Below are 23,453 nucleotides of genomic sequence, written 5' to 3' on the forward strand. Positions count from 1 at the left end.
TACCCCTCTCCCCCCATTCTGGTGATCCGCTCGGTTGTGCTTGCATTTGAGACAGACAACAAGATAATGATAATCACTCTCAACAATAAACAGTGATGATGCCCCATTGCAGCACCCTCGCCATGACCTCAGGGGTCGGGCGTGGCGCGCACGTCATTCACTCCCGTTTGCACAGCAAGGTAATCCAGATGGCAGTTTTGAACTCGGTAATGCGCGCCTTCGCGGTGGAGGCTCTCCCCACTCCTGCCGACCTGTTGGCACTTCATCCCTGTCCCGCCCCGACCACGGCGCTGATCGCGCACCATCGCCAGCAGGCTCGCCAGATCCTGACAGGAGAGGACGATCGTCTGCTGGTGGTGATAGGCCCCTGCTCCATCCATGATCCGCTCGCCGCCCTCGATTACGCCCAGCGGCTGGCGCGACTTGCCGACACCTATCAAGACAGGTTGCAGATAGTGATGCGCACCTACTTCGAGAAGCCCCGCACCACGGTCGGCTGGAAGGGACTGGTGTTCGACCCCCATCTGGATGGCAGCAACGACATAGGCCATGGCCTGCGGCTGGCGCGCCAGCTGCTGCTCGACATCAACCGGCTGGGGCTGGCCACCGCCACCGAGTTTCTCGATACCACCAGCTTCCTCTATCTGGCCGATCTCATCAGCTGGGGGGCGATAGGCGCCCGTACCACCGAGTCCCAGGTACACCGACAGCTGGCCTCGGCCCTGCCCTGCCCCGTCGGCTTCAAGAACGGCACGGACGGCAATATCCGGGTGGCCATCGATGCCATCCAGGCCAGTGAAGCCTCCCACCTGTTCACCGCGCCGGGCAGTCAGGGCGGCATTGTGGTGATCAAGAGCGAAGGCAACCCGGCCGGCCACATCATATTGCGCGGTGGTACGCGCCCCAATTACCACCAGGGCGACGTGGAGGATGCCGCCGAACGACTGACGCGGCAGGGGCTCAGCCACCGCCTGATGGTGGACTGCAGCCACGGCAACAGCCAGAAGCTGCACAAGAACCAGATCCGGGTGGCAGGGGAGCTCTGTCGTCAACTGGGAGAAGGCAGCGACGCCATCGCCGCCGTCATGGTCGAGAGCTTCCTGCAAGGGGGCAGCCAGAAGCCTGCGCCCTTGAACCAACTCGCCTACGGCCAATCGGTCACCGACGCCTGCCTGTGCTGGGACGATACCCTGACCCTGCTCGCCATGCTGGCCGATGCCGTGGAGGCCCGCCGCCAGCACAGCGTCAAGGTCCAGCCTGGCAAGGCGCTCTGGAATACCCAGCTGGCCAGTTGAACCCGGGAAGGCTCCCCCCGCGGGAGCCTGATTTCCCCTGTATCTCCCCCTTGCAATGCAGCCCCCTCGCCACGCCCGCACGACCCGGGTGATCCGTTCAGGTTGAACATTCTGGATATACGGGTCCGCAGCGGATAAAGAAAATATCCCCCACCATGATAAACAACGGTATAGCGGCGCCCCATTATGCTGCGCCAGATAAAACTGAAAAACAGCTGGCTTAATGGCACAGACAACCCCAATGAGTAAAAAAGAAGCGCGGCTTGCTTGCGGGCAGCTTAATGCCCCCTAATTTTCTGGGGAATGACAGAGAAGAATATGCACCGGGCTATATGAGTCCAACAGATTGACTCTCACGAGTGGTCGACAAGCACGCTGCAATAAAATAGAGCGCAACATCACCACTCAGATGCAGACGGATCACAATTAATCGGCCAATAAAGGAGGCAAACACATGGACTGAACCGATGCGTCATACGACGACAAACGGGGTGGTACAAAATGAGTGGGGAATTGACAGGAGAGAGTTTCGGTGAGCACAAATAATAATGCCGCCTCGCGGGCGGCATTATTCATGACAGATCCAATGGATCAGATCAGGAAATCATTCAGATCCTTGCCCAGCGCAACTTGCTCGGCAATGGCTTTCGGCATACGGCCCTGACCGGTCCAGGTCTTCTCCTGGCCGTCTTCCTGGTACTTGTACTTGGCAGGACGCGGAGCACGCTTGCTCTTGGTCGCGCCAGCAGCGGCAGCCGGAGCAGCGGCGCTGTTGATCAGCTCGCGCGGGTCGATACCGGCTTGCTGCAGCATTTCAGTGAACTCGCTCAGCTTGCGCTGACGCTCTTCCTGTTCGGCACGCTCTTGTTCAACGGACTCGGCACGCTCGTTATATACCAGCTCAAACTTTTCTTTTGCTTCTTGCAGCTGTTCAAACGGCAATTCACGGATGGCAGCGCGCAGGCTGCGAATGTTCAGCAGAACTTTCAGAAACTCGTTCATTACTTCCTCACAGAATTATTTTTGTTTGTCACAGGGATAACACAGCTTGAGAATAGCATGCCTGTCTGATAACAACATAATGATTTTATAGCTGCTGTCACTTTCTTAACAAAAACTATTGGCTGAATATGTCAGCAACTTTATTCACCCATTGGTCATTGCGCAAGGCCAGCTGATCACGCTCGGCACAATTCCTCCATACCGGCCTGGCAAATAGGCATGAACCGCCCAGGTATATTTCTCATCACACTTGCGTCAGCTATTTTTACAATTGGCCACGGCTGTTAAAACCCATGCCACCCACACGAGACTCAAGGTAGACGATTGGCGCTATATATTGTCGTCAGGGGCCCATGGCCCCTGACATTCGTCATCCTCATTTTTACCTGCCGCTGACGAGCACTATTCGAGGCTGAGTCGACGCCAGGGGCCGGTGATCTCGCAGTGACCCGTTTCCTCCGTGTTCTGCCAGCCCAGGCGATGGTAGAAGGCCAGGGCAGCCGTATTATGGGTCGCCACCTTGAGCGAGGCCGGTTTCTGGAACGCCGCCAATCCCTGGGCAAGCAGGGCTCGCCCCAGCCCCTGACCATGCCAGTCGGCCGACACATAGAGATGATGCACGAAGCTCTCATCCCCCCAGATGGAGACAAACCCGCAGGGGGCACCGCCCCGTTCGGCCACCCAGATCTGCTCACCCCGGGTCTGTTCGTCGAAATCCTCCAGCCGAAAGTGGGAAGGATCGACCCAGTGAAAGGTCTGACGCCGCCCTTTCAGAAACAACTGCGCCAAGTAGGGAGTGTCTGTCTCTCGCATGACTCTGATCATCAAGCCTTCCTCGTCACTATGATCACCTAGCACCACTGTCGATGGATCGCCACATCATGTCAAATTGCCAGGCCAGTATGACTGGCCGATGGATGGCACGGATGTGACACACCTCTGTCCATTTTATCGCCCGTGGGGCTATACTGCCTGAGTCCCATGTATGGATGGTTTGAGGCTCGCTGATTTATGGATAACAAGCAGATAGAAGGTAACATCTTTGTTCCGGCCCATATCGACGATGTCTGGCGCGCCTGGACAACCGAGAGCGGCCTGCGCAGCTTCCTGGCGCCGGAATGTCTGATGGTGCCCGAACCGAATGGTCCGTTCGAAATCTATTTCAGACCCGATGCCCCACTGGGTGAACGTGGCAGCGAAGGCTGCCGGGTGATGGCCGTCATGCCCCACGACCTGCTCAGCTTCAGCTGGAATTTCCCGCCCTCCCTGCCCCACATTCGCCTGCAAAAGACCCAGGTCAGCCTGCGGTTCGTGCCGGAAGGTCAGGGCACCCGGCTCTACTTCCTGCAAACTGGCTGGGCGAACGATCCTGACTGGGATCAGGGCTATGCCTATTTTCGGGAAGAGTGGCTGGAGACCAGCCTGCCGCGCCTGCAGTACCGCTTCACCCACGGCCCCATCGACTGGAATAACCCGCCGGACAAGCAGCAACTGAAATCCCTGGCCCAATAAGGCCCATTGAAAAACACCGCCCACAGGCGGTGTTTTTCAATGGGGTTACTGGCAATGCAGCATGGGCGCCTCATCCAATAGCCAGGAAATCCAGCGCCGTTTTGAATTGAGCACGAATCCTTCATCTGCCGCTATGCCTTTTACTATGTAACCATCTGCGGCGCGACGTTCCGTCAGCGCAACAAACTGCCATTCGTTGCTATTAATGCGCTCCCCCTTGATTAAGGCTTCGCTTAACTGTTTATTCATCACAATGATTGACAGTCCCTCCACAGCGTCTATCCCCAACCCGGTATTTGCAACACGACCCACTGCAACCGGCACCTTGATGGTACAGTGACGCCCTTCGCCATCAACACGGGTATAGCTTCCCTCACCAACCCGGCCCTGCAACCACAACAGTTTCCCCTGGGTCAGACGCTCTACCGACAATATACCCTGCGTCCCCTTGGGGAATGGATGAATATTGACGGCGTCAGCGAGTGCTGACCGGACTTATCAGCATGAGCAACAAGAGGCAATGTTTCATGATGCCTCCCTCACGGATAGGTGGCCTGAACAAGCTTGCCGAGCAAGCAAATAGATCAACACAAAGGGCCCACGCCAGGGACAAAAAAGATCCATCCCCACCATCCCGAGCGATCAATATCGTGCAGCCGGCGAACCAGATTGCCGGGCACCCAGTTCGGACTCATTATTGACGCAAGATCGCGCCGACGAAATCGTGGCAAAACTGGATATATTGATATGAGAAAAAGCCGGCATGCCTGCGACTTGGCGGTAACAGAAGAGAGCGACCTCATCGTCCATTAATATATGGGATCAGCTTCATCCAGCATGGAAGAGGGGATGGTTGCACACGTTTTGTGCCACCTTGAATGCCATGGCGGCATTCTCTACAATGACGCACTTTTTATCCATTTCAGGTCATATTGATGAGCGATACCAACACCAAGCCGGCCCTGCCGGATCGCCTTGCAGGCAACCCGCGCAGCCCGCACCATGTCGCCGCCTGTTTCGAACACCAGATTGGTATTCGACTCAATGGCAAAGAGCGCACCAACGTCGAAGAGTATTGCATCAGCGAAGGCTGGGTAAAAATCCCCTCCCCCAAGGCGCTGGATCGTCGCGGTCAGCCCATTCTGATCACCCTGAAAGGCACCGTTGAAGCCTTTTATCTCTAAGTGAGTCAGGCGCCTGTCGCCAACAGGGTAAAAAACAAGGCCACCGTCCGGTGGCCTTGTCGTTTCTGGCTTCTGCCCACACCAATAAGTTGCGGCAGAATCGGCGGCGCTTACACCCCCAAGCGGTCGCGCAGGGTATACCAGGCGGCGCCGGCGGCGGTGAAGGGGATGCGGAACAGGCGGCCGCCGGGGAAGGGGTAGTGCGGCAGCTTGGCGAAGGCATCGAAGCGCTCAGCCTGACCGCTCAATACCTCGGAGAGCAGCTTGCCCGCCAGATGGGTACAGGTGACGCCGTGGCCGCTGTAACCCTGCATGTAATAGATGTTGGGGCCGATGCGGCCAAACTGCGGCAGACGCGACAGGGTCAGCAGGAAGTTGCCGGTCCAGGTGTACTCCACCTTGACGTCCGCCAGCTGCGGGAAGGTTTTCAGCATCTTGGGGATGATCAGCCGCTCGATATCCGCCGGATCCCGCGCGCCATAGACAACGCCGCCGCCGTAGATCAGCCGGTGATCGCCCGAGGTGCGGTAGTAGTCGAGCAGGTAGTTGCAATCTTCCAGGCAGTAGTTTTGCGGCAGGAGGGAACGGGCCCGCTCCTCCCCCAGCACCTCGGTGGCGACCACCTGAGTGCCGCAGGGCATGCTCTTGCCGGCGAGCTCGGGCACCAGGTTGCCAAGATAGGCGTTGCCGGCCACCACCACGAAGCGCGCCTTCACCGCCCCCTTGGCGGTCTTGACCAGAGCGGGCTGGCCCGGGGTGATGCTGGTGACAGCGGATTGCTCGAAGATCCTGCCGCCCTGCATGCGGATGGCCTCCGCCTCCCCCAGCGCCAGGTTGAGGGGGTGAATATGACCGCCGCTCTTGTCGAGCAGGCCGCCGACGTAGCGATCACTCGCTATCACCTCGCGGATCCCGTCCCCGTCCAGCAGCTCCAGCTTGTCGTTGCCCCACTTCTGCCAACGGGCCTGCTGGGCCTTGAGCTCATGCAGCTGGCGCTCCGTCTCGGCGGCAAAGACCCCGCCCTCCTGCAGGTCGCACTGGATGTTGTAGCGCTGGATGCGATCGCGAATGATCTGGCCCCCCTCAAACAACATGGAGCCGAGCAGCCTGGCCTGATCCGGCGGGCAGTTCGCTTCTATGGTGTCGATGTCGCGGCTGTAGGAGTTGACTATCTGGCCGCCGTTGCGACCGCTGGCGCCAAAGCCCACCCGGGCCGCCTCCAGCACCACCACCGAATAGCCCTTTTCCACCAGATGCAGCGCGCTGGAGAGGCCGGTGTAGCCCGCGCCTATGACGCAGACATCGCACTCAAGCTGCTCGGTCAGGGTCGGATAGGGCGCGTGTTTGTTGGCACTGGCTGCGTAGTAACTGTTTACATGCTCGGTCATGATCCTGTTTCCTTACCGGTTCTTTTCCCAAACGAGACATAGTCTCAACACTAGAAGTTGGCCGGGGTATGGGCGCTGACGATGCGGCAGACCTGCCCCGACGGATTGCTGAAGCTGTGGGGCTCGCCCGTGTCGATCACGTAGCTGTCCCCGGCACTGAGTTGATAGGCCTGGCCGGCTACCGTCAGGGTCACGGCCCCTTCCAGCACGGTTCCGACCTCCTCCCCCAGATGCTTGACCTGACCGCCGGTGTCGGTGCCGGGGGCATAGGTCTCCAGCATGAAGCCGAGCTGGCGACGGTTGTTGCCGTTGTGTACCAGCTTCATGGAGACCCCCTGACTGCCCAGCTCGATCAGCTGATCGGCCTTGATCACCACGCTCGGCGTGCGTCCCTCCTCCTCGGCGAAGAAACGCGACAGCGGCAGCTCATAGACGTTGAGCAATTTTTGCAGGGAGGCCACCGACGGGCTCACCTTGTCCTGCTCTATCATGCAGATGGCGCCATGGGTCAGCCCGCTCAGCTCGGCGACTCGCCGCTGGGAGAGCCCGAGACGACGGCGGGTGGCGGCGAGGCGCTCCCCCATGCTCTTGCCCATCAACGGGTTATCCGTCATGGTCTGCCACCTTGCCTCTCCTTGTGGTTGCTGCATCGCCCACCTCCTTGTGTGCCTGCGAACATGTGTGGCGGCCGATCTGTTCGATGGCATCCGGTTAAAATAACGGGTCAATCTGTCGGGTGTGTTCGTTATCCTGCACGGCGCACGCCGTTCATTATTTTGCACACCCAGCACCACAAAAACCGGTAAAATCGCCCTGACAGCTCCATTTCTAGCATGTGCAGCCCAGTTTACTCAAATATATTTAACACTTGAAAAACATTTCAGCTCAATTTATGGTCTTCCTGTGCTTATTATTCTATACGGTGGCAGCACGGGATGACGTGACCACCCTGACCCACAATCGAGGCTTCTCATGTCAGCATCACAACCTGCTCTCTCCTTGATCAAATCCCTTGCCTATATAGGTGGCCGCTGGTGCGAGGCCCATGGCGGGCAGCACTTCGAGGTGCACAACCCGGCCACCGGTCAGGTCATCACCCAGGTGCCCGACATGGACGAGGCAGACACCCGCCGCGCCATCGAGGCCGCCCACGCGGCCCAACCGGCCTGGGCGGCGCTCACCGCCAAGGAGCGCAGCAACAAACTCTACGCCTGGTTCGAGCTCATCCTGGCCAACCAGGATGAGCTGGCCCGCATCATGACCTGCGAGCAGGGCAAGCCGCTGGCCGAGGCCAAGGGGGAAGTGGCCTATGGCGCCAGCTTCATCCAGTGGTTCGCGGAAGAGGGCAAGCGCGCCTATGGCCGCACCATTCCGGGTTTCTCCAGCGACCGGCGTCTGGCCACCATCAAGCAGCCGGTGGGCGTGGTCGCCGCCATCACCCCCTGGAACTTCCCCATCGCCATGATCACCCGCAAGGCGGGCCCGGCGCTGGCCGCCGGTTGCACCATAGTCATCAAGCCTGCCGCCGAGACACCGCTGTGTGCGCTGGCGCTGGCGGCACTGGCGGAGCAGGCGGGCATCCCTGCCGGGGTCATCAACATAGTGACCAGCCATCAGGCGGCCGCGGTGGGCAACGAGATGTGCAACAACAAGACGGTGCGCAAGCTCTCCTTTACCGGCTCCACCCGCATCGGCAAGCTGTTGATGCGCCAGTGTGCCGATACCATGAAGAAGCTGTCGCTGGAGCTGGGTGGCAACGCCCCCTTCATAGTGTTTGACGACGCCGATCTCGATGCCGCCATCGCCGGGGCGCTCGCCTCCAAGTACCGCAACGCCGGCCAGACCTGCGTCTGCGCCAACCGCATCCTGGTGCAGGCCGGTGTCTACGACGCCTTCGCCGAGAAGCTCACCGCCGCGGTCAAGGCCTTCAAGGTGGGGGACGGCATGAGCGAGGGCACCCAGATTGGCCCGCTGATCAACCCGGCCGCCGCCAGCAAGGTGGCCGAGCTGGTCAGGCAGGCGACCGCCGCCGGAGCCGAGCTGCTGCTGGGGGGCGAGGCCCATCCCGCCGGCCCGCTCTTCTACCAGCCCACCATTTTGGGCAAGGTCGACAAGCGCAACCCCATTTTGCAGGAGGAGATCTTCGGCCCGGTCGCCCCGCTGGTGCGTTTCGAGACCGAAGCCGAGGCCATCGCCATCGCCAACGACACCCCCTATGGTCTCGCCGCCTACTTCTATGGCCGCGACATCGCCCGGGTATGGCGGGTGGCCGAGCAGCTGGAATACGGCATGGTGGGCATCAACGAGGGGATCATCTCCACCGAACTGGCCCCCTTTGGCGGCATCAAGGAGTCGGGTCTGGGTCGTGAAGGGGCGGCCGAGGGGCTGGAGGAGTACCTCGAAACCAAATACCTCTGCTTTGGCGGCATTCGCTAGGGGCGGTTTTATACCGGCCCTCCCGGTCTCCCCGAGGGGGAGAGCAAACCGGGCCCGCCCTGCAGGGCGGGATAGTGCCAGCGCAGACAGACAGCAAGACAAGGACGAAGTGAGTGCTCCCCGCCGGGGAGGCTCGCCATCATTGAGACAGGGGCCCCTGGCCCCTCATGGAGGAAAACATGAGTCATGCAAACAACAACCAGGCCTGGCAAGCCCGCCGTGAAGCCGCCGTGGTCAACGGCGTCGGCACCCTGCTGCCGGTGTTTATCGAGCGGGCGAAGAACGCCGAGCTGTGGGATGTGGAGGGCAACCGCTACATCGACTTTGCCTCCGGCATCGCCGTGCTCAACACAGGCCACAACCACCCGAAAGTGGTGGCGGCGGTGCGTGAACAGCTCGAAAAATTCAGCCACACCTGCTTCCAGGTCACCCCCTACCCCGGCTATATCGAGCTTGCCGAGAAGCTCAACGCCCTGGTACCCGGCTCCACCCCCAAGCGCACCCTGTTTCTCTCCACCGGTGCCGAGGCGGTGGAAAACGCCATCAAGATAGCCCGCGCCCACACGGGTCGCAGCGGCACCATCGCCTTCAAGGGGGGCTTTCACGGCCGCACCATGATGGGCATGGCGCTGACCGGCAAGGTAGTGCCCTACAAGACCGGCTTCGGCCCCTTCCCGGGGGAGGTCTATCACCTGCCCTTCCCGAGCGACTACCTGGGGGTGAGCGAGGCCGACGCCCTGGCCGCGCTGGATCTCTGCTTCAGCTCGGACATAGAGCCGGCCCGGGTCGCGGCCATCATTCTCGAACCCGTGCAGGGTGAGGGTGGCTTCTATGCCGCCTCCCCAAGCTTCATGCAAAGCCTGCGCAAGCTGTGCGATCAGCACGGCATAGTGCTCATCTGCGACGAGATCCAGAGCGGTTTCTGTCGCACCGGCAAGACCTTTGCCACCGAGTACAGCGGCATAGAGCCGGACATCATTACACTCGCCAAGAGCCTGGCCGGCGGCTTCCCACTGTCTGCCGTGGTGGGCAAGGCAGCCATCATGAACGCCGCCAAGCCGGGCGGTCTGGGGGGCACCTATGCGGGCTCGCCCATCGCCTGCGCCGCCGCCCTGGCGGTGCTGGAGGTGATCGAGGAGGAGCGACTCAACCAGCAAGCCCTGACCCAGGGTGAGCAGATCAAGGCCCGCCTGCACCAGCTGGCGGAACGCTTCGACTGCATCGGCGACATCCGCGGCCCCGGCGCCATGGTAGCCATGGAGCTGGTCAAGGGTCGCAATGCCGGCCAACCCGATCCGGATCTCACCAAACGGCTGGTGGCCGAGGCGGGCAAGCGCGGGCTGGTGCTGCTCTCCTGCGGCGTGCGGGCCAACGTCATCCGCTTCCTGGCGCCCCTCACCGCCTCCCCGGCCTTGATCGAGGAAGGGCTGGGTCTGCTGGAGCAGGCACTCACGGCCGCCAGTCAAGGCTAGATCCGCGCCGTTTTGCCAGTCGGTGCGAAAAATACCGTCAGATAACCGCAGGCCGCCCATCGCGGACGGCCTGCTCATACGGTATCATCGCCGCCCCAAAAAATGATGACAGGAGCGCTTGGCTCCCTCCAAGGCCGAGGCCCCCCTGTCACGGATCCTGCGCCTGCCCGCTGCGCGGGAAACCTGCACCGAATTCAAGGAGATAGGCCAATGGCTCCACGCCCGGCTCGATTGAAGCAAACCCTCACCCTGTGGCAAGTGGTGGTGATGGGATTGGCCTACATGACCCCCATGGTGGTGTTCGATACCTTCGGCATCGTCACCGACATCACCCACGGTCATGTCACCACCGCCTACCTGCTGGCCCTGGTCGGCGTGCTCTTTACCGCCACCAGCTACAGCCAGATGGTGCGTCACTACCCCTCGGCGGGCTCGGCCTACACCTATGCCCAGAAGGAGTTCTCCCCCGTGGTGGGCTTCATGGTGGGCTGGTCGTCCCTGCTGGACTATGTCTTCCTGCCGATGATCAACATGCTGCTGGCCAAGATCTATCTAAGCGCCCTCTTCCCCGGCGTCGAGCCCTGGATCTTCATCTGCGCCATGACGGCCCTGATGACCCTCATCAACCTGCGCGGCATCGATCTGGTGGCCAACCTCAACGGCATCATAATCCTGATCCAGATCGCCATCATAGTGGTGTTCCTGGCCCTGATTGGCTATGGCATAGCCCAGGGTGAAGGGGTCGGTGCCGTCAGCCTGCAACCCGTCTACAGCGCCAACGCCGAGGTGCTGCCGCTGCTGACCGGCGCCACCATCCTCTGTTTCTCCTTCCTGGGTTTTGACAGTCTGAGCGCCCTGTGCGAAGAGACGCCGGAGGCGGGCAAGGTGATCCCCAAGGCCATCTTCCTGACCGCGCTGCTGGGGGGCCTCATCTTCGTGGTGGTGGCCTATGCCCTGCAGCTCTACTTCCCGGATGCCTCCCGCTTCAAGGAGCCGGATGCCGTGCTGCCCGAGATAGCCCTCTACGTGGGCGGCAAGCTGTTCCAGAGCGTGGTGCTGGTGTGCGCCTGCGTGGCCGTGCTGGCCTCCGGGCTCTCCTCCCACGCCGGGGTATCCCGCATCCTCTATGTAATGGGGCGGGACAAGGTGCTGCCCCAGCGCACCTTCGGCTACATACACCCCAAGTGGCAGACCCCGGTGTTCAACATATTGCTGGTGGGCCTGCTGGCGCTGTCGGCCATCAGCTTCGATCTGGAAATCGCCCTGGCCCTGATCAACTTCGGCGCCCTGGTGGCCTTTACCGTGGTCAATCTGTCGGTGATCGCCTGCTATTACGTGCGTCAGGGGCGCAACAAGACCCTCAGGGATCACCTGCAATATCTGGTGCTGCCCCTGTGCGGGGCAGGGACTGTCGCGGTTCTCTGGTTCAATCTGGAACAAACCTCCCTTATCCTCGGCCTTATCTGGGCTGCCATAGGGGGAATTTATCTGTTTTTGCGCACCACCTTCTGGCGCGTATCCTTGCCGACCTATTGAGCCGCAACCCCTGCCACATCTGGGCTGGCGTCCATCTCCCACACTCGGGAGCGGACGCCATTTATTGATATAAACCAGGTCATTGATAATTCTCTTGCCTGGAATGGCCTTAGTGGCTTGTCTTCCCCCCCCATCTGGGGCAAAATCCCGCCGCTTTCATAACCGATGTGATCCCACATCGGTTATTTTCATTTTGAAAAAAAATCAATACCACTCGAGGCCGGAACCATTCCGGAAATGATATCAAGGTTCAGATGAACCTAATGCCGCAATGAGGAAAAACATGGGGCTCTTGTTTGCTTTGTCTCCGGTCGCCACCGGAACCTGCTTTGGTCGCCGCGCGACCAACGTCTGTGGTTTGCATACCGATGTTGTGAGTACGCGAGAACCCGGTCCCATGGCCTCAAGCCATTCCACTTCCTGCCGTCCGTGCAAGGAGGAAGCCTGAATGAGCCAGCAGCAACCCGTTCGTCTGAAGAAAACCCTCAGCATGTGGCAGGTGGTGGTGATGGGCCTCGCCTATCTGACCCCCATGGCCGTATTCGATACCTTCGCCATCGTCGGTGACATCACCGAGGGCCGGGTCGCCACCGCCTATCTGCTGGCGCTCGGCGGCATACTGCTGACCGCGTTCAGCTATGGCCATCTGGTGCGCAAGTTCCCCTCTGCGGGCTCTGCCTATACCTATGCCCAAAAGGTGTTCAACCCCTACGTCGGTTTCATGGTGGGCTGGTCTTCCCTGCTCGACTACATGTTCATGCCGATGATCAACATTCTCTTGGCCAAGATCTACCTCACCGCCATGTTCCCGGGTGTCGATCCCTGGATCTTCATCTTCGGTCTGGTGACGGTAATGACCTTCCTCAACCTGCGCGGCATCAACCTGGTGGCCAACTTCAATGGCCTGATAGTGGTGATCCAGCTGGCCATCATCACCCTCTTCATCGGTCTGATGGGCTGGGGCATCTATCACGGCGAAGGCGCGGCAACCCTGATGAGCAGCCGGCCGTTCCACTTCGAATCCGCCAGCATGGTGCCGCTGTTTACCGGTGCCACCATCCTCTGCTTCTCCTTCCTCGGCTTCGACGGTCTGAGCTCGCTCAGTGAAGAGACCCCGAACGCCGGCAAGGTGATACCGCGCGCCATAGTGCTGACCGCGCTCATCGGCGGCGTCATCTTCGTGGTGGTCTCCTACTGCCTGCAGCTCTACTTCCCGGATCTGGCCCGTTTCAAGGAGCCCGATGCCGTGCTGCCCGAGATCGCCCTCTACGTCGGCGGCGCCTTCTTCCAGAGCGTGGTGCTGGTGTGCACCACGGTCGCCGTGCTGGCCTCCGGCATGGCGGCGCACGCAGGCGTCTCCCGCATCCTCTACGTGATGGGGCGCGATCGCATGATCCCGGAGCGGGTGTTTGGCTATATCCACCCGAAATACCGCACCCCGGCCATCAACGTGCTGATGGTGGGCGGTCTGGCCCTCTCCGCCGTATCGTTCGATCTGGATACCGCGCTGGCGCTGGTGAACTTCGGTGCCCTGGTGGCCTTCACCTTCGTCAACCTGTCGGTCATAGGCCAGTTCTGGGTCCGCGAGAAGCGCAACAAGAGCATCAAGGATCACCTGCTCTACCTGCTGCTGCCGCTGCTCGGCGCCGCCACTATCGGTGCGCTCTGGATCAACCTGGAGCAGAGCTCGCTGGAGCTGGGCCTGATCTGGGCGGGTCTCGGGGTCACCTACCTGTTCCTGCGCCTCGCCGTGTTCCGCATTCCCTTCCGTCAGTACGAAGAGACTGCCGACTCCCAATAAGGGACCGCGCCACACAGCAAGAAAGCAGAAGGGGAGCCATGGCTCCCCTTCTTGTTTTGCACCCAGCCAGCGCCGGCCTGCCATGCCCGCAACAGGCCGGCGGATCAGCCCTGGTTGATCACGGCGGTGGCGGCCGCCTTGAGCGGATCCTTGGCTACCGCCTTCACATCCTGCTGGGTCTGCTTGAGCTGCTGCCCGGCCTGATTGACCTTGTGCTGGGTCGCCTTCACATCGCTCTTGCCCTCTTTGAGGCCGGCGGTCTTCTTGTCCAGCACGTCAGTGGTGTTCTTCTTCACTTCCGCCTTGGCTTTCTCTTTCTGCTGGCGCACCAGCTTGTCGGTGTCGCAGTTGCCCTTGACCCCCAGGGTAGCATTGAGCGCCTCGTTCTTGACGGCCTTGTCGAGGTTGCACTCGGACTTGAACACGCTGGCCTGCGCACCGGCAGACAGCAGACCCAGGGAAAGACACAGTACCCATGCTCGCATAACAACATCACTCTCGTTGAGGGAAGGAAAGGAGGCCAGCATATAACCCTGACTCCCGGGCGCAAGCACCTGGACCCGCGCGCCCCCAAACGGGCCGAAATCGGCTCCGGCTCCGACAGCGGTTGTCCGCCATGGGCGGCGGTACGCACCTCGTTACCCCGCGAACGGCCCCCTGCCGCCATGTCATCAAACCATCATAAAAGTGCCACTTTGTCATATTTCTGTCATGGAGCCTTGGTCTAATGCGCCCGTCCATTTTCACGCAGACTGTCCCAAGAGGCTTCATGCACAGCAACCCATCTTTCGCACAACAGCAGACCCGTCGTCCCGGCCCACTGTTCAACTGGCTCGCTGTCATCACCCTGATCTACCTGATCCTGGTGGCCGTCGGCGCCGTCTCCCACGGCTTCAAGGGCTTCTCCGGCGGCGCCGAGGGCGCGGCCCAGATCTTCGCCTTCGCGAGCAACCCCTTCGTCGCCCTGCTGCTCGGCATACTGGCCACGGCGCTGGTGCAATCGTCCAGCACTGTCACCTCGGTGATCGTCGGTCTGGTGGCGGGCGGCCTGCCCATCGGCATGGCCATCCCCATGGTGATGGGGGCGAACCTGGGCACCACCATCACCAACACCATAGTCTCCATGGGCCATATCCGGGACAGTGCCGAGTTTCGTCGCGCCTTCGCCGCCGCCACAGTCCACGACTTCTTCAACCTGCTGGCAGTGTTCATCTTCCTGCCGCTGGAGCTGATGTTCGGCCTGCTGCAAAAGAGCGCCGAAGCCCTGGCCAACCTGCTGGTGGGCTCTGCCGACATGTCGATGCAGGGGATGGATTTCATGAAGCCCCTCATCTCCCCCGCCCTCACCTTCATCGACGGCCTGGTCGCCTTCCTGCCTGGCAAGGGCCCCGCCATCGCCACCATCCTCATCGGCATACTGCTGATCCTCGGCTGTGTCACCTGGCTCGGCAAGGTGCTGCAACGGGTGCTGGTGGGGCGGGCCCGGGATCTGCTGCACAAGGCGCTGGGCCGTGGTCCGCTGACCGGCATCGCCTCCGGCACCCTGGTCACCGTCATGGTGCAATCCTCCTCCACCACCACCAGCCTGATGATACCGCTGGCGGGGAGCGGCCTGTTCAGCACCCGTCAGCTCTACCCCTTCACCCTGGGCGCCAATATAGGCACCACCATCACGGCCCTGCTGGCGGCCACCGCCATCAGCGGCGCCGGGGCCAAGCTGGCGCTGACCATAGCCCTGGTGCACGTGCTGTTCAACCTGTTCGCCGTGGCGCTCATCTATGGCGTGCCCTTCCTGCGCGAGTTGCCCATCCGGGCCGCCGAGGGGCTGGCCCGGGTGGGCAGCGAGAACAAGCTGCTGGCGCTGGGTTACGTGGTGGGCCTCTTCTTCGCCCTGCCCGCCCTGATGATGGTGGCGGCGAAGTAATCCGCCCTCATGAGGCGAGGGGGCCGGTTCCTGGCCCCCTCGTCGTCTGTCTGTTCCGTCACATCCTCCCGCGTCCCGACTCGCCCTCCCTCCCCGACTGGGATAAGATGCCGCCTTCATTGCATTTAAGGAAAAACTGATGAAATTCATTCTGATCGCGCTGCTGGTTGCCGGTGTCGCCTACTACTTCTACTCGAGCAGCAATAACAAAAAGCTGGCACAAGACAATGTGCGCAAGGGCGCCGAGTTCCTCGCCGGCAACAAGGACAAACCCCTGGTGACCACCACGGCCTCCGGCCTGCAGTACGAGATGCTGACCCCGGGCAGCGGCACGGTTCACCCCACCGCCACCAGCAAGGTAAAGGTGCACTACGAGGGCAAGTTGCTGGACGGCACCGTCTTCGACAGCTCGGTCGCCCGTGGCGAGCCCATCGAGTTTGGCCTCAATCAGGTGATCGCCGGCTGGACCGAAGGGGTACAGCTGATGGTGGAAGGGGAGAAGACCCGCTTCTACATCCCCGCCAATCTGGCCTATGGCGACCGTGCCGCCGGCAAGATACCGCCGGGATCCGTGCTGATCTTCGATGTGGAATTGCTGGGCATTCAATAAGTCGGTCCATGGTGGCAGTGCCATCGGCAAGAGCCCGCTGAGTGCCCGCGCTCATGAACTGCCGGGCATTCAATAAGCCTGATGCCGTGATAATCAGACAAGGCCAGCGCCATGCGCCGGCCTTGTCGTTTATGGGATCAATCCCCCGGTTTTTGCCACAACTATCAACCTATAGTGAACAGTGCTTATACATGACACTGGATTGTTAACCATCAATCCTGGGCAGATAATGAGCTCATCGTCAGTGGCAACACGCCCTGACCCGGGTTTCTGGTACGCCGTGCGTACCGACACAGCTTATATGGAGTCTTGTCATGTCTATCGCCCCTGTATGGTTCATCTCTCACGGCGCCCCGGATCTGGTCTTGCGTGATCAGCCGGCCACCCACTTCCTCAAGACCCTGCGCCTTGGGGATATCAAGGGGCTGGTGGTAATCTCGGCCCACTGGTTCAGCCGCACCGAGCTGCAGATCAACGTCGAGCCCAACCCGGCGCTCATGTATGACTTCTACGGCTTCCCCGACCCGCTCTACAGCATCCGCTGGCCCGCCAACAGCCCGGCTTGGTTACAGGAGGCGGTGGGCGATCAGCTGATGCTGGCGGGCTTGCCGGCCACGCCGGTGCGGCGCGAACTGGATCACGGCGTCTGGTCGCCGCTCTCCCTGATGGATCCGACCAGCGAGATCCCGCTGGTGCAGATCTCCATCCCGGCCAGTTTCAGCCCGAGCCAGCTGTGGCAACTGGGCGAGGCGCTGCAGAGCCTGCGCGAGCAGGGGATAGGCATACTGGCCTCCGGCGCCATCACCCACAACCTGCGGGCGCTCGGGCCGGAAAACTCGCCCGTACCCGGCTGGGCAAGCGCCTTCGTCAACTGGCTGGAGCAGACCATGAGCGAGGGTGACAGGCCCGCGCTGGAGGATTACCGGGCACGCGCGCCGGGGGCGGTGGAATCCCATCCTCACGACGATCACCTGCGCCCGCTGTTCGTGGCGCTCGGCGCCGCCGGCCAGGACAAGCCCCTCAAGCTGCACGACAGCTGGGATGGCGGCAGCCTCTACATGGGCTCCTACCGCTTCGGCTGACGCCGTGCAAATCAAATCGATATGGCGGGCCTGTCCCGCCATTTTTCATGGTGCAAGCACTGATAAACAGGTAAATAGGGACTCATGGCGCGGGACTTTGCGGTAGAATCGCCCCTTTCGGGCGTTTTCTGACAGGCAGGGATGGTTGTCGCAACCCAGGTAGCATGATGAAGCTTACAAGATCCCTGTTCCTCCTCGGCCTGCTGATCTCCCTGCCGCTGCAGGCGCTGACCCTGCACAGCCGCCACTACATACAGAGCAGCTACGCCTCCCAGGTGCCGGCCGAGCAGCACTGGCTCAGGCAAGTCAAGGCGCTGCGGGTCGGCGTGCTGCGTCACGACTATCGCCCGTTCGCCATGATAGTCTCGGACAGCCGCTTCGAGGGGATCTCCGCCGATTACCTGAACATAGTGGCCAAGACGCTGCAAAAGCCGATCGTGCTGCAGGCGTTCGATGACAAGCAGAGCGCACTGGCAGCCTTGCGGGCGGGCAAGCTCGACATGGTCAACCTCGGCAACCTAAGCCTGAGCAAGCGCCAGCAGACCGGCATCGCCCTCAGCCAGCGCTACTTCAGCAATACCCCTATTTTCTCGGCCTTGAAATCTGAATCCGGCCCCCTGCTGCTGCCGGGCCAGCGCGTCGCCACAGTGCAGGGGTACGTCGATCCGGCCGAGTTCAAACGTTACTACCCTGAGCTCACCCTGGTCAGCTACCCCTCCAACGTGGCGGCCTTCGATGCCGTCTTCTTCGGGCGGGACCAGCTGCTGCTGAGCGACATCCACTCCATGCACTACCTCAACAGCGAGCGCTTCGACAAACTCATCCAGCGCCGCGAGGCACAACCCAGCCTGGCCCCGGACGGCTTCCGGTTCGCTGTCTCGACGCGCAGCCCGCACCTGCTGGCCCTGCTCAACCGCACACTGCAAGAGGTCAACGACGTGACCCGCAGCCTCATCTTCAGCCAGTGGAACGGGCCCATCCGCGACATAGTCGACAACCCGGCCGACATCTATGACGCCGCCGAGCTGGCCTGGCTGGCCAGGGCCAGACCTGTCAAGGTGTGGCTGGTGGACGATCTCTATCCCTATGGCGTGCGGGACTACGACAACCAGCTCACCGGCATGTCGGTGGACATGCTGGCCAAGCTGAGCAAGCGCTCCGGCCTGACGTTCGAATTCGTGTCGTTTCGCTCGGAGCAGGCGCGCAACGAGGCCCTGCGCAGTGGCGAGCTGGATCTCATCGGCGCCATCTCCAAGCCGGTGGCCGAGAGCTACCGGCTACACGCCTCCATCCCCTACTCCACCGACGACATCTACGTGATAGTCGCGCGCAAAGGGGATGAGTTGCATGGCACCCTGGGAGAACTGGCGGGCAAACGGGTAGGCTCGACTGACTACAACCCCATAGCCAGGGGCCTGACCGCCAGCCAGGTGAGCTTCATGGAGAGCGCGGACGAGGCGATGCGGGCCGTCGACAGTGGCCGGCTCGATGCCGCCATAGTGCCACTCTACTTTGCCCAGAACGCGGTGGATTGCGGCCGGCTGGCCAGGATCCGCATCGCCGGGCCCGCCGACAGCATGCCCATCAAGATGGGCTTTGCCAGCATGCCGGGCCACGACATGCTGATGCGCATCATAGACAAGACCATACTCTCCATCTCCCCCAACGAGCTGGCCATGATGAGCTACGAGTGGCGCAACCGGAAACTGCCGGCGCCCACCTTCATGGAGCGCAACGCCCACTACTTCTACCTGCTGTTTGCGGCCCTGTTCGGCCTGGCCTTGCTGCTGTTTTACCGCAACCGCATGCTCAACCGGCTGGCGCAAGCGGAGCAGGCCTCCCGTCGCCAGCTGGAAGAACATGTGCGTTTCATCGAGGCGCTGGGGGAGAGCCTGCCCCACCCCATAGTGGTGCGTGACACGGTCGGCAAGGTGATCCTCTGCAACAGCAAGTACCTGGCCATCCTGGGTGCCCGGCTGGAGCAGGTGCTGGGCAAATCCTTCGTCGAGGGGCTGCGGGGGCACATCAATGCCGATGCCATCGCCGCGCTGGAGCAGGATTTCCAGCAGGCGCTGCGAAGCGGCAGTCCCATCCTCTCGGATCGCATCTTCAGCAACACGGAGCGGCGCCAGTTCGTCTACCACTGGATGGTGCCCTACTTCGACGGCCAAGGGGCCATCAGCGGGGTGATCAACGGCTGGATCGACATCACGGAGCGCAAGACCATGGAGGAGGCGCTGCGCCACGCCAAGGAGCAGGCCGACAACGCCAGCCGGGCCAAGAGCGATTTTCTCGCCACCATGAGCCACGAGATCCGCACCCCCATGAACGCCATTCTCGGCATGCTGGAGCTCGCCATTCAGGATCCGGCGCTCGCGCCCCACACAGGCGAGCAGCTGCGCATCGCCTCCGAGTCCGCCAACGGCCTGCTGGATCTCATCGGCGACGTGCTCGACATCTCCAGCATAGAGTCGGGCCAGATGACGCTCTCCCCCGCCCCCTGCGAGCTGGCGCCGCTGCTGCAATCCGTGGCCCAGGTGTTCAGGGGCATGGCCGAGCAGAAGGGGCTGAGTTACCTCGTCACCCTGGACGCCCTGCCGCGGGTGCTGATCGATCCGCTGCGGCTGCGCCAGATCATCTTCAATCTGCTCGGCAACGCCATCAAGTTCACCGAGCGGGGGGAGGTGAGCCTCAGGGCCACACTCGGCGGGGACGCCACTCGCCCCCTGCTGCTGCTCACCATAGCCGACAGCGGGGTGGGCATAGCGCCCGACAAGCTGCCCCTGCTGTTCAACCCCTTCTATCGCGCCCACGACCCTTATCAGTACGCGGGCACTGGCCTTGGCCTCAACATTGCCCGGATCCTGTGCCAGATGATGGGGGGCAAGATAGAGGTCAGCAGCCAGCTCGGGGTGGGCACAGAACTCAGGATCCGCCTGCCGCTGACCCCGCTGGACGATGCCGCCGTGCAGCCGCCCCGACACGGCGACGGGATCAGATCCCCGGCGCCGGGTGGCACGACGCAATTGCAGATCCTGGTGGTGGATGACAACCACGCCAACCAGATACTGTTGCGCCAGCAGCTCAAGCACCTGGGTCACGAGGTGAGCGTGCGCGGCAACGGAGTCGAGGCGCTGCGGGCCATCCAGAGCCACCCCTTCGATCTGGTCATCACCGACTGCCAGATGCCGCTGATGGATGGTTTCGAGCTGACTCGCCGCATCCGCGCCCGCGGCCATGAGCTGCCGATCTGGGGCTTCACCGCCCATGCCCTGCCCCGCGAGCGGGCGCTCTGTCTGGCCGCCGGCATGGATGATTGCCTCTACAAGCCCATAGGTCTTGCCCGCCTGCGCACCGCGCTCGCCAGCCTCAACCAGCTTGAGACCCAGACCCGGACTGGCGAGCGGGTTTAAGGGCTGGAGTATCCGCCCGCAAGCGTGTGTAATAGCCGTTTGTTTTCAGCAGGTGCGCACACTCCATGCAACTCAAACCCCTTCTCAAGGGCCGCTTTCAGCCCCACTGGCAGGCCGGCCACGATCTGATCGAACAGGTGGTCAGCTCCTGCATCACGGAGCGGCGGCTTATCCCGGAAGGGGAGCCCCTGATGCGTCAGGGGGAGCCGTTGCGGGATCTGGTACTGGTGAAGAGCGGCCGCATCGCCATGGGCCACACCGCCATGAACGGCCGCCGCTTTCAGCTCGGCACCCTGGAGTGCGATAACCAGCTGTTTGGCGAGATGGAGTTCTTCACCGGCTACCGCTGCCAGCTCGACATCATGGCCGAGGAGCCGCTGGAAGTGGCCCGCATCGACGGTGAACGGCTGGAGCAGGCGCTGGTCGCCCACCCCAGGGTGGCGCTCTTCTTCGCCACGGCCATTGCCATCGACTATCAGGACACTGTGGATATCTTCACCTGCCGCATGCTCTACCCCATCAGCTACAACATCGCCCTCGACCTCTATCACAGTCACTGCCACGACAATCCGGTGAGCGGCTTTCGCAAGGGGTATCAGGAGGCGGAACGCTTCGGCACCACGGACCGGGTCTACCGGCGGGCGGTGAAAGAGCTGATGGACAAGGGGCTGGTGGCGCGCGGCGAGGAGGGGTTGCAGATCCGCGATCTGGCCGGGCTCAAGGCGTTTCTGGAACAGCCATAAACAAAGCAGGCAACGCACGCCAACAGGGTGCAATAACAGGATAAAAAGAGGGGCGGTCGATACCGCCCCTCTTGCTATTCAATCTCTATATCAGGCCAGACAAGGCTGGGGCCGCGCCATTTTCAGCGACGCCACCAACATGGCGAGAATCACGCCATAGATGACAGGGATGGCGTACATCACCGCCTGCAAGCCGATCACCTGCTCCAGCAGGGCGCTGATAGCCGGGCTGAACATGGCCCCCGCGCTGCCGCTGATAAGGATATAGGAGACGTTCTTGCTCGATGCCTGGCGCACAAACGACACCCCATAGGCGATAAAGGCGTTGTAGAGCGCGGCGCAGACAAAGCCGTAACCATAGGTGAGGTAAGGCAGCTGGCTCAGGTTGTCGGTGGTAACGATCAACGCCGTCATCCCCATCGCCAGGGTGATGATCACCAGCAGAAAGGTGCGGATCGGAATGCGGGTGACGATGGCGGTCGACACCAGGGCGCCGAGCAGGGCAGCCGTCCAGTACTGGGTGATGATGTTGCCCGCCTCCTCGAAGGGGATGCCGAACTTGTTCTTCACGAACATGGGCGCCCAGGTGAGGAAGGTGTAGAGCGCCAGCATACCGAGAAAGAGCCCCAAGCCGCCGCTGATGATGCCGAGGTTCCACTCCGAGTGCTCGTTGCCGGCGCTCTCGCCCCCCGCCTCGCAGCTGCGGAAGTTGGTCAGCACCGCCACCAGCATGGTCGCCAGCGCCACCACACCCACCGCCAGATAGCTCCAGCTCCACGCCATGGCGTGGGTCAGGGTGTAGGTGGTGATGAGTGGAAAGACCACCCCGGCCACGTTGAAGGTGGCATCCTGCACCACCAGCATGGTGCTTTGCATCCGCGCCTTCCAGACGCTCACCACCAGGGTCCCCGCAATGCAGAGCCCCACCCCGCCACACAGACCAATCACCGTCATGGCCGCCATCACCACATAGAGCGAGCCGGTCAGGTGGAGCGATGCCGCCGCCAGGGCGATCAGCCCGTAGCAGAGCAGCGTCATCCGCTTGAGACCCACCTTCTCGATGAGGAAGAAGGCCGCTATAGTGCCAGCCAGCGCCCCGCCGTTGAGCAGGGAGAAGATGGAGGCCACCTGATTGACATCGGCGCCAAACTTGGCAGCGATGGGTTCAATCAGCATGCCGAACTGGGTCGCAAAACCGGCCATCACGAAGTTGGCCAGGAAGCTGATGGCTGTGAGGGAGAGCTTATTGTTCATATTGGATCTCTCATAAGGGTCAGGGTACGTGCAAGGTACAGCGGGGTGGCGGCGGCGCTACAGCGCTGTGTGCAGCGCCAGCTCGATCATCTGGTTGAAGGAGAGCTGCCGCTCCTCTGCGGTGGTCTCTTCACCGGTCAGGCAGTGGTCGGAGACGGTCAGGATGGCGAGCGCCTCTATCCCCTGCTGATGGGCCAGCCCGTAGAGACCGGCCACCTCCATGTCGATGCCGAGCACACCGAACTTCTCCAGCGCCGGAATCAGGTTTTCGTCCGGATCGTAATAGAGATCGCCGGTAAAGATATTGCCCACCTTGACCGGGATAGCCTTCTCCTGCGCCAGGGTGAACGCCTTGTGCAACAGGGCGAAGTCGGCCGAGGTCGCCATCTGGTAGCCGGCGCTGCGCTTGGCATTGGTCGGGGAGTCGGTGCCCGCCGCCTGCGCCAGGATGACGTCGCGCATCTGCACGTGGCGCTGGGTCGCCCCCAGACTGCCGATGCGGATGATGCGCTTGACCCCGAAGTCGTTCACCAGCTCGTGGGCGTAGAGCACCATGGAGGGGATCCCCATGCCGTGGCCCATCACGGAGATGCGCTGACCGTTGTAGTAGCCGGTGTAGCCCAGCATGTTGCGCACATTGGTCACCTCGCGCGCATCGGTCAGAAAGGTCTCGGCGATATAGCGGGCCCGCAGCGGATCCCCCGGCATGATGACGGTGTCGGCGAAATCGCCCGGGTTGGCATTGATATGAGCTGTCATTATTGTTGTGCTCCAGTTTGACTCCTGTAGATGAGCGCATCC

Annotated in this window: 20 protein-coding genes and 1 pseudogene; 12 read left to right on the plus strand and 9 right to left on the minus strand. The window is 61.7% G+C overall.

The features are described from left to right. Positions 1-188: 188 nt before the first annotated feature. Positions 189-1,295, plus strand: a complete 1,107-nt coding sequence (locus tag AACW87_RS12145; RefSeq protein ID WP_241325059.1) for a 3-deoxy-7-phosphoheptulonate synthase — start codon at positions 189-191, stop codon at positions 1,293-1,295. Positions 1,296-1,886: 591 nt separating this feature from the next. Here the strand turns inward: AACW87_RS12145 and AACW87_RS12150 are convergent. Together AACW87_RS12150 and AACW87_RS12155 are read right to left on the minus strand one after the other, a co-directional pair. Further along, positions 1,887-2,297, minus strand: a complete 411-nt coding sequence (locus AACW87_RS12150) for an H-NS family histone-like protein (protein ID WP_043134332.1) — start codon at positions 2,295-2,297, stop codon at positions 1,887-1,889. A 402-nt stretch (positions 2,298-2,699) separates the two neighbouring features. Further along, entirely contained in the window at positions 2,700-3,122 is a 423-nt protein-coding gene (locus tag AACW87_RS12155) for a GNAT family N-acetyltransferase (RefSeq protein ID WP_241325060.1), read from the minus strand. 186 nt (positions 3,123-3,308) lie between these two features. Here AACW87_RS12155 and AACW87_RS12160 point away from each other — a divergent pair, with 186 nt between their 5' ends. Further along, complete coding sequence (locus AACW87_RS12160; protein ID WP_011706794.1) at positions 3,309-3,809, plus strand: SRPBCC family protein; 501 nt, start codon at positions 3,309-3,311, stop codon at positions 3,807-3,809. A 45-nt stretch (positions 3,810-3,854) separates the two neighbouring features. Here the strand turns inward: AACW87_RS12160 and AACW87_RS12165 are convergent, their stop codons facing one another. Together AACW87_RS12165 and AACW87_RS22625 are read right to left on the minus strand one after the other, a co-directional pair. Continuing rightward, a complete protein-coding gene (locus AACW87_RS12165; RefSeq protein ID WP_241325061.1) occupies positions 3,855-4,241 on the minus strand; it encodes a hypothetical protein in 387 nt (128 codons plus the stop codon). A 93-nt stretch (positions 4,242-4,334) separates the two neighbouring features. Further along, a pseudogene (locus AACW87_RS22625) lies at positions 4,335-4,477 on the minus strand (DUF805 domain-containing protein); the annotation flags it as partial. Positions 4,478-4,744: 267 nt separating this feature from the next. Here AACW87_RS22625 and AACW87_RS12175 point away from each other — a divergent pair. Then, positions 4,745-4,993: a DUF3297 family protein gene (locus AACW87_RS12175; protein WP_042034019.1), complete on the plus strand. Its 249-nt coding sequence runs from the start codon at positions 4,745-4,747 to the stop codon at positions 4,991-4,993. A gap of 110 nt (positions 4,994-5,103) precedes the next feature. On the opposite strand, the gene AACW87_RS12180 is transcribed toward AACW87_RS12175, so the two are convergent. Together AACW87_RS12180 and puuR are read right to left on the minus strand one after the other, a co-directional pair. After that, a complete protein-coding gene (locus AACW87_RS12180; protein ID WP_241325062.1) occupies positions 5,104-6,381 on the minus strand; it encodes an NAD(P)/FAD-dependent oxidoreductase in 1,278 nt (425 codons plus the stop codon). Between the two features lie 50 nt (positions 6,382-6,431). Next, entirely contained in the window at positions 6,432-7,031 is a 600-nt protein-coding gene (puuR, locus tag AACW87_RS12185; RefSeq protein ID WP_043134343.1) for an HTH-type transcriptional regulator PuuR, read from the minus strand. Positions 7,032-7,353: 322 nt separating this feature from the next. Here puuR and AACW87_RS12190 point away from each other — a divergent pair, with 322 nt between their 5' ends. The 4 genes from AACW87_RS12190 to AACW87_RS12205 all read left to right on the plus strand — a co-directional run bounded on the left by AACW87_RS12190 (position 7,354) and on the right by AACW87_RS12205 (position 13,626). Then, a complete protein-coding gene (locus AACW87_RS12190; RefSeq protein WP_241325063.1) occupies positions 7,354-8,817 on the plus strand; it encodes an NAD-dependent succinate-semialdehyde dehydrogenase in 1,464 nt (487 codons plus the stop codon). 179 nt (positions 8,818-8,996) lie between these two features. Beyond that, the gene (gene gabT, locus AACW87_RS12195) at positions 8,997-10,289 is read left to right on the plus strand and encodes a 4-aminobutyrate--2-oxoglutarate transaminase (RefSeq protein WP_241325064.1); all 1,293 of its coding nucleotides are present in this window, start codon (positions 8,997-8,999) and stop codon (positions 10,287-10,289) included. Between the two features lie 210 nt (positions 10,290-10,499). Further along, complete coding sequence (locus AACW87_RS12200; protein ID WP_043134347.1) at positions 10,500-11,825, plus strand: APC family permease; 1,326 nt, start codon at positions 10,500-10,502, stop codon at positions 11,823-11,825. A gap of 448 nt (positions 11,826-12,273) precedes the next feature. Further along, the gene (locus AACW87_RS12205; protein WP_098983261.1) at positions 12,274-13,626 is read left to right on the plus strand and encodes an APC family permease; all 1,353 of its coding nucleotides are present in this window, start codon (positions 12,274-12,276) and stop codon (positions 13,624-13,626) included. 104 nt (positions 13,627-13,730) lie between these two features. Here AACW87_RS12205 and AACW87_RS12210 read toward each other — a convergent pair whose 3' ends face one another. Then, complete coding sequence (locus tag AACW87_RS12210) at positions 13,731-14,111, minus strand: hypothetical protein (RefSeq protein ID WP_043134353.1); 381 nt, start codon at positions 14,109-14,111, stop codon at positions 13,731-13,733. A gap of 284 nt (positions 14,112-14,395) precedes the next feature. Between AACW87_RS12210 and AACW87_RS12215 the strand changes: the two genes are divergently transcribed. From AACW87_RS12215 to AACW87_RS12235, 5 genes are all read left to right on the plus strand, one after another. Continuing rightward, positions 14,396-15,550, plus strand: a complete 1,155-nt coding sequence (locus tag AACW87_RS12215; protein WP_241325065.1) for a Na/Pi cotransporter family protein — start codon at positions 14,396-14,398, stop codon at positions 15,548-15,550. Between the two features lie 139 nt (positions 15,551-15,689). Then, a complete protein-coding gene (locus tag AACW87_RS12220) occupies positions 15,690-16,160 on the plus strand; it encodes an FKBP-type peptidyl-prolyl cis-trans isomerase (protein WP_241325066.1) in 471 nt (156 codons plus the stop codon). A 314-nt stretch (positions 16,161-16,474) separates the two neighbouring features. After that, on the plus strand, positions 16,475-17,242 hold the full coding sequence (locus AACW87_RS12225; RefSeq protein WP_241325067.1) for a DODA-type extradiol aromatic ring-opening family dioxygenase: 768 nt from the start codon (positions 16,475-16,477) through the stop codon (positions 17,240-17,242). Between the two features lie 167 nt (positions 17,243-17,409). Continuing rightward, on the plus strand, positions 17,410-20,655 hold the full coding sequence (locus tag AACW87_RS12230; protein WP_241325068.1) for a response regulator: 3,246 nt from the start codon (positions 17,410-17,412) through the stop codon (positions 20,653-20,655). Positions 20,656-20,720: 65 nt separating this feature from the next. Continuing rightward, a complete protein-coding gene (locus AACW87_RS12235) occupies positions 20,721-21,398 on the plus strand; it encodes a Crp/Fnr family transcriptional regulator (RefSeq protein ID WP_241325069.1) in 678 nt (225 codons plus the stop codon). A 90-nt stretch (positions 21,399-21,488) separates the two neighbouring features. Here AACW87_RS12235 and tsgA read toward each other — a convergent pair whose 3' ends face one another. Together tsgA and deoD are read right to left on the minus strand one after the other, a co-directional pair. After that, positions 21,489-22,652: an MFS transporter TsgA gene (tsgA, locus tag AACW87_RS12240; RefSeq protein ID WP_241325070.1), complete on the minus strand. Its 1,164-nt coding sequence runs from the start codon at positions 22,650-22,652 to the stop codon at positions 21,489-21,491. Positions 22,653-22,709: 57 nt separating this feature from the next. After that, on the minus strand, positions 22,710-23,411 hold the full coding sequence (gene deoD / locus AACW87_RS12245; protein WP_241325071.1) for a purine-nucleoside phosphorylase: 702 nt from the start codon (positions 23,409-23,411) through the stop codon (positions 22,710-22,712). Positions 23,412-23,453 lie beyond the last annotated feature (42 nt).

It is taken from the genome of Aeromonas sp. MR7, assembly GCF_963899385.1.
Classification (GTDB): domain Bacteria; phylum Pseudomonadota; class Gammaproteobacteria; order Enterobacterales; family Aeromonadaceae; genus Aeromonas; species Aeromonas bestiarum.

Bases quoted from the DNA above. Each gene is read 5' to 3' on its own strand.
- AACW87_RS12155 (WP_241325060.1), bottom strand. From the start codon at position 3,122: ATGATCAGAGTCATGCGAGAGACAGACACTCCCTACTTGGCGCAGTTG.
- AACW87_RS12210 (WP_043134353.1), bottom strand. From the start codon at position 14,111: ATGCGAGCATGGGTACTGTGTCTTTCCCTGGGTCTGCTGTCTGCCGGT.
- gabT (WP_241325064.1), top strand. From the start codon at position 8,997: ATGAGTCATGCAAACAACAACCAGGCCTGGCAAGCCCGCCGTGAAGCC.
- tsgA (WP_241325070.1), bottom strand. From the start codon at position 22,652: ATGAACAATAAGCTCTCCCTCACAGCCATCAGCTTCCTGGCCAACTTC.
- AACW87_RS12225 (WP_241325067.1), top strand. From the start codon at position 16,475: ATGTCTATCGCCCCTGTATGGTTCATCTCTCACGGCGCCCCGGATCTG.
- AACW87_RS12220 (WP_241325066.1), top strand. From the start codon at position 15,690: ATGAAATTCATTCTGATCGCGCTGCTGGTTGCCGGTGTCGCCTACTAC.
- deoD (WP_241325071.1), bottom strand. From the start codon at position 23,411: ATGACAGCTCATATCAATGCCAACCCGGGCGATTTCGCCGACACCGTC.
- AACW87_RS12235 (WP_241325069.1), top strand. From the start codon at position 20,721: ATGCAACTCAAACCCCTTCTCAAGGGCCGCTTTCAGCCCCACTGGCAG.
- AACW87_RS12190 (WP_241325063.1), top strand. From the start codon at position 7,354: ATGTCAGCATCACAACCTGCTCTCTCCTTGATCAAATCCCTTGCCTAT.
- AACW87_RS12200 (WP_043134347.1), top strand. From the start codon at position 10,500: ATGGCTCCACGCCCGGCTCGATTGAAGCAAACCCTCACCCTGTGGCAA.
- AACW87_RS12230 (WP_241325068.1), top strand. From the start codon at position 17,410: ATGAAGCTTACAAGATCCCTGTTCCTCCTCGGCCTGCTGATCTCCCTG.
- AACW87_RS12205 (WP_098983261.1), top strand. From the start codon at position 12,274: ATGAGCCAGCAGCAACCCGTTCGTCTGAAGAAAACCCTCAGCATGTGG.
- puuR (WP_043134343.1), bottom strand. From the start codon at position 7,031: ATGCAGCAACCACAAGGAGAGGCAAGGTGGCAGACCATGACGGATAAC.
- AACW87_RS12160 (WP_011706794.1), top strand. From the start codon at position 3,309: ATGGATAACAAGCAGATAGAAGGTAACATCTTTGTTCCGGCCCATATC.
- AACW87_RS12150 (WP_043134332.1), bottom strand. From the start codon at position 2,297: ATGAACGAGTTTCTGAAAGTTCTGCTGAACATTCGCAGCCTGCGCGCT.
- AACW87_RS12175 (WP_042034019.1), top strand. From the start codon at position 4,745: ATGAGCGATACCAACACCAAGCCGGCCCTGCCGGATCGCCTTGCAGGC.
- AACW87_RS12215 (WP_241325065.1), top strand. From the start codon at position 14,396: ATGCACAGCAACCCATCTTTCGCACAACAGCAGACCCGTCGTCCCGGC.
- AACW87_RS12145 (WP_241325059.1), top strand. From the start codon at position 189: ATGGCAGTTTTGAACTCGGTAATGCGCGCCTTCGCGGTGGAGGCTCTC.
- AACW87_RS12180 (WP_241325062.1), bottom strand. From the start codon at position 6,381: ATGACCGAGCATGTAAACAGTTACTACGCAGCCAGTGCCAACAAACAC.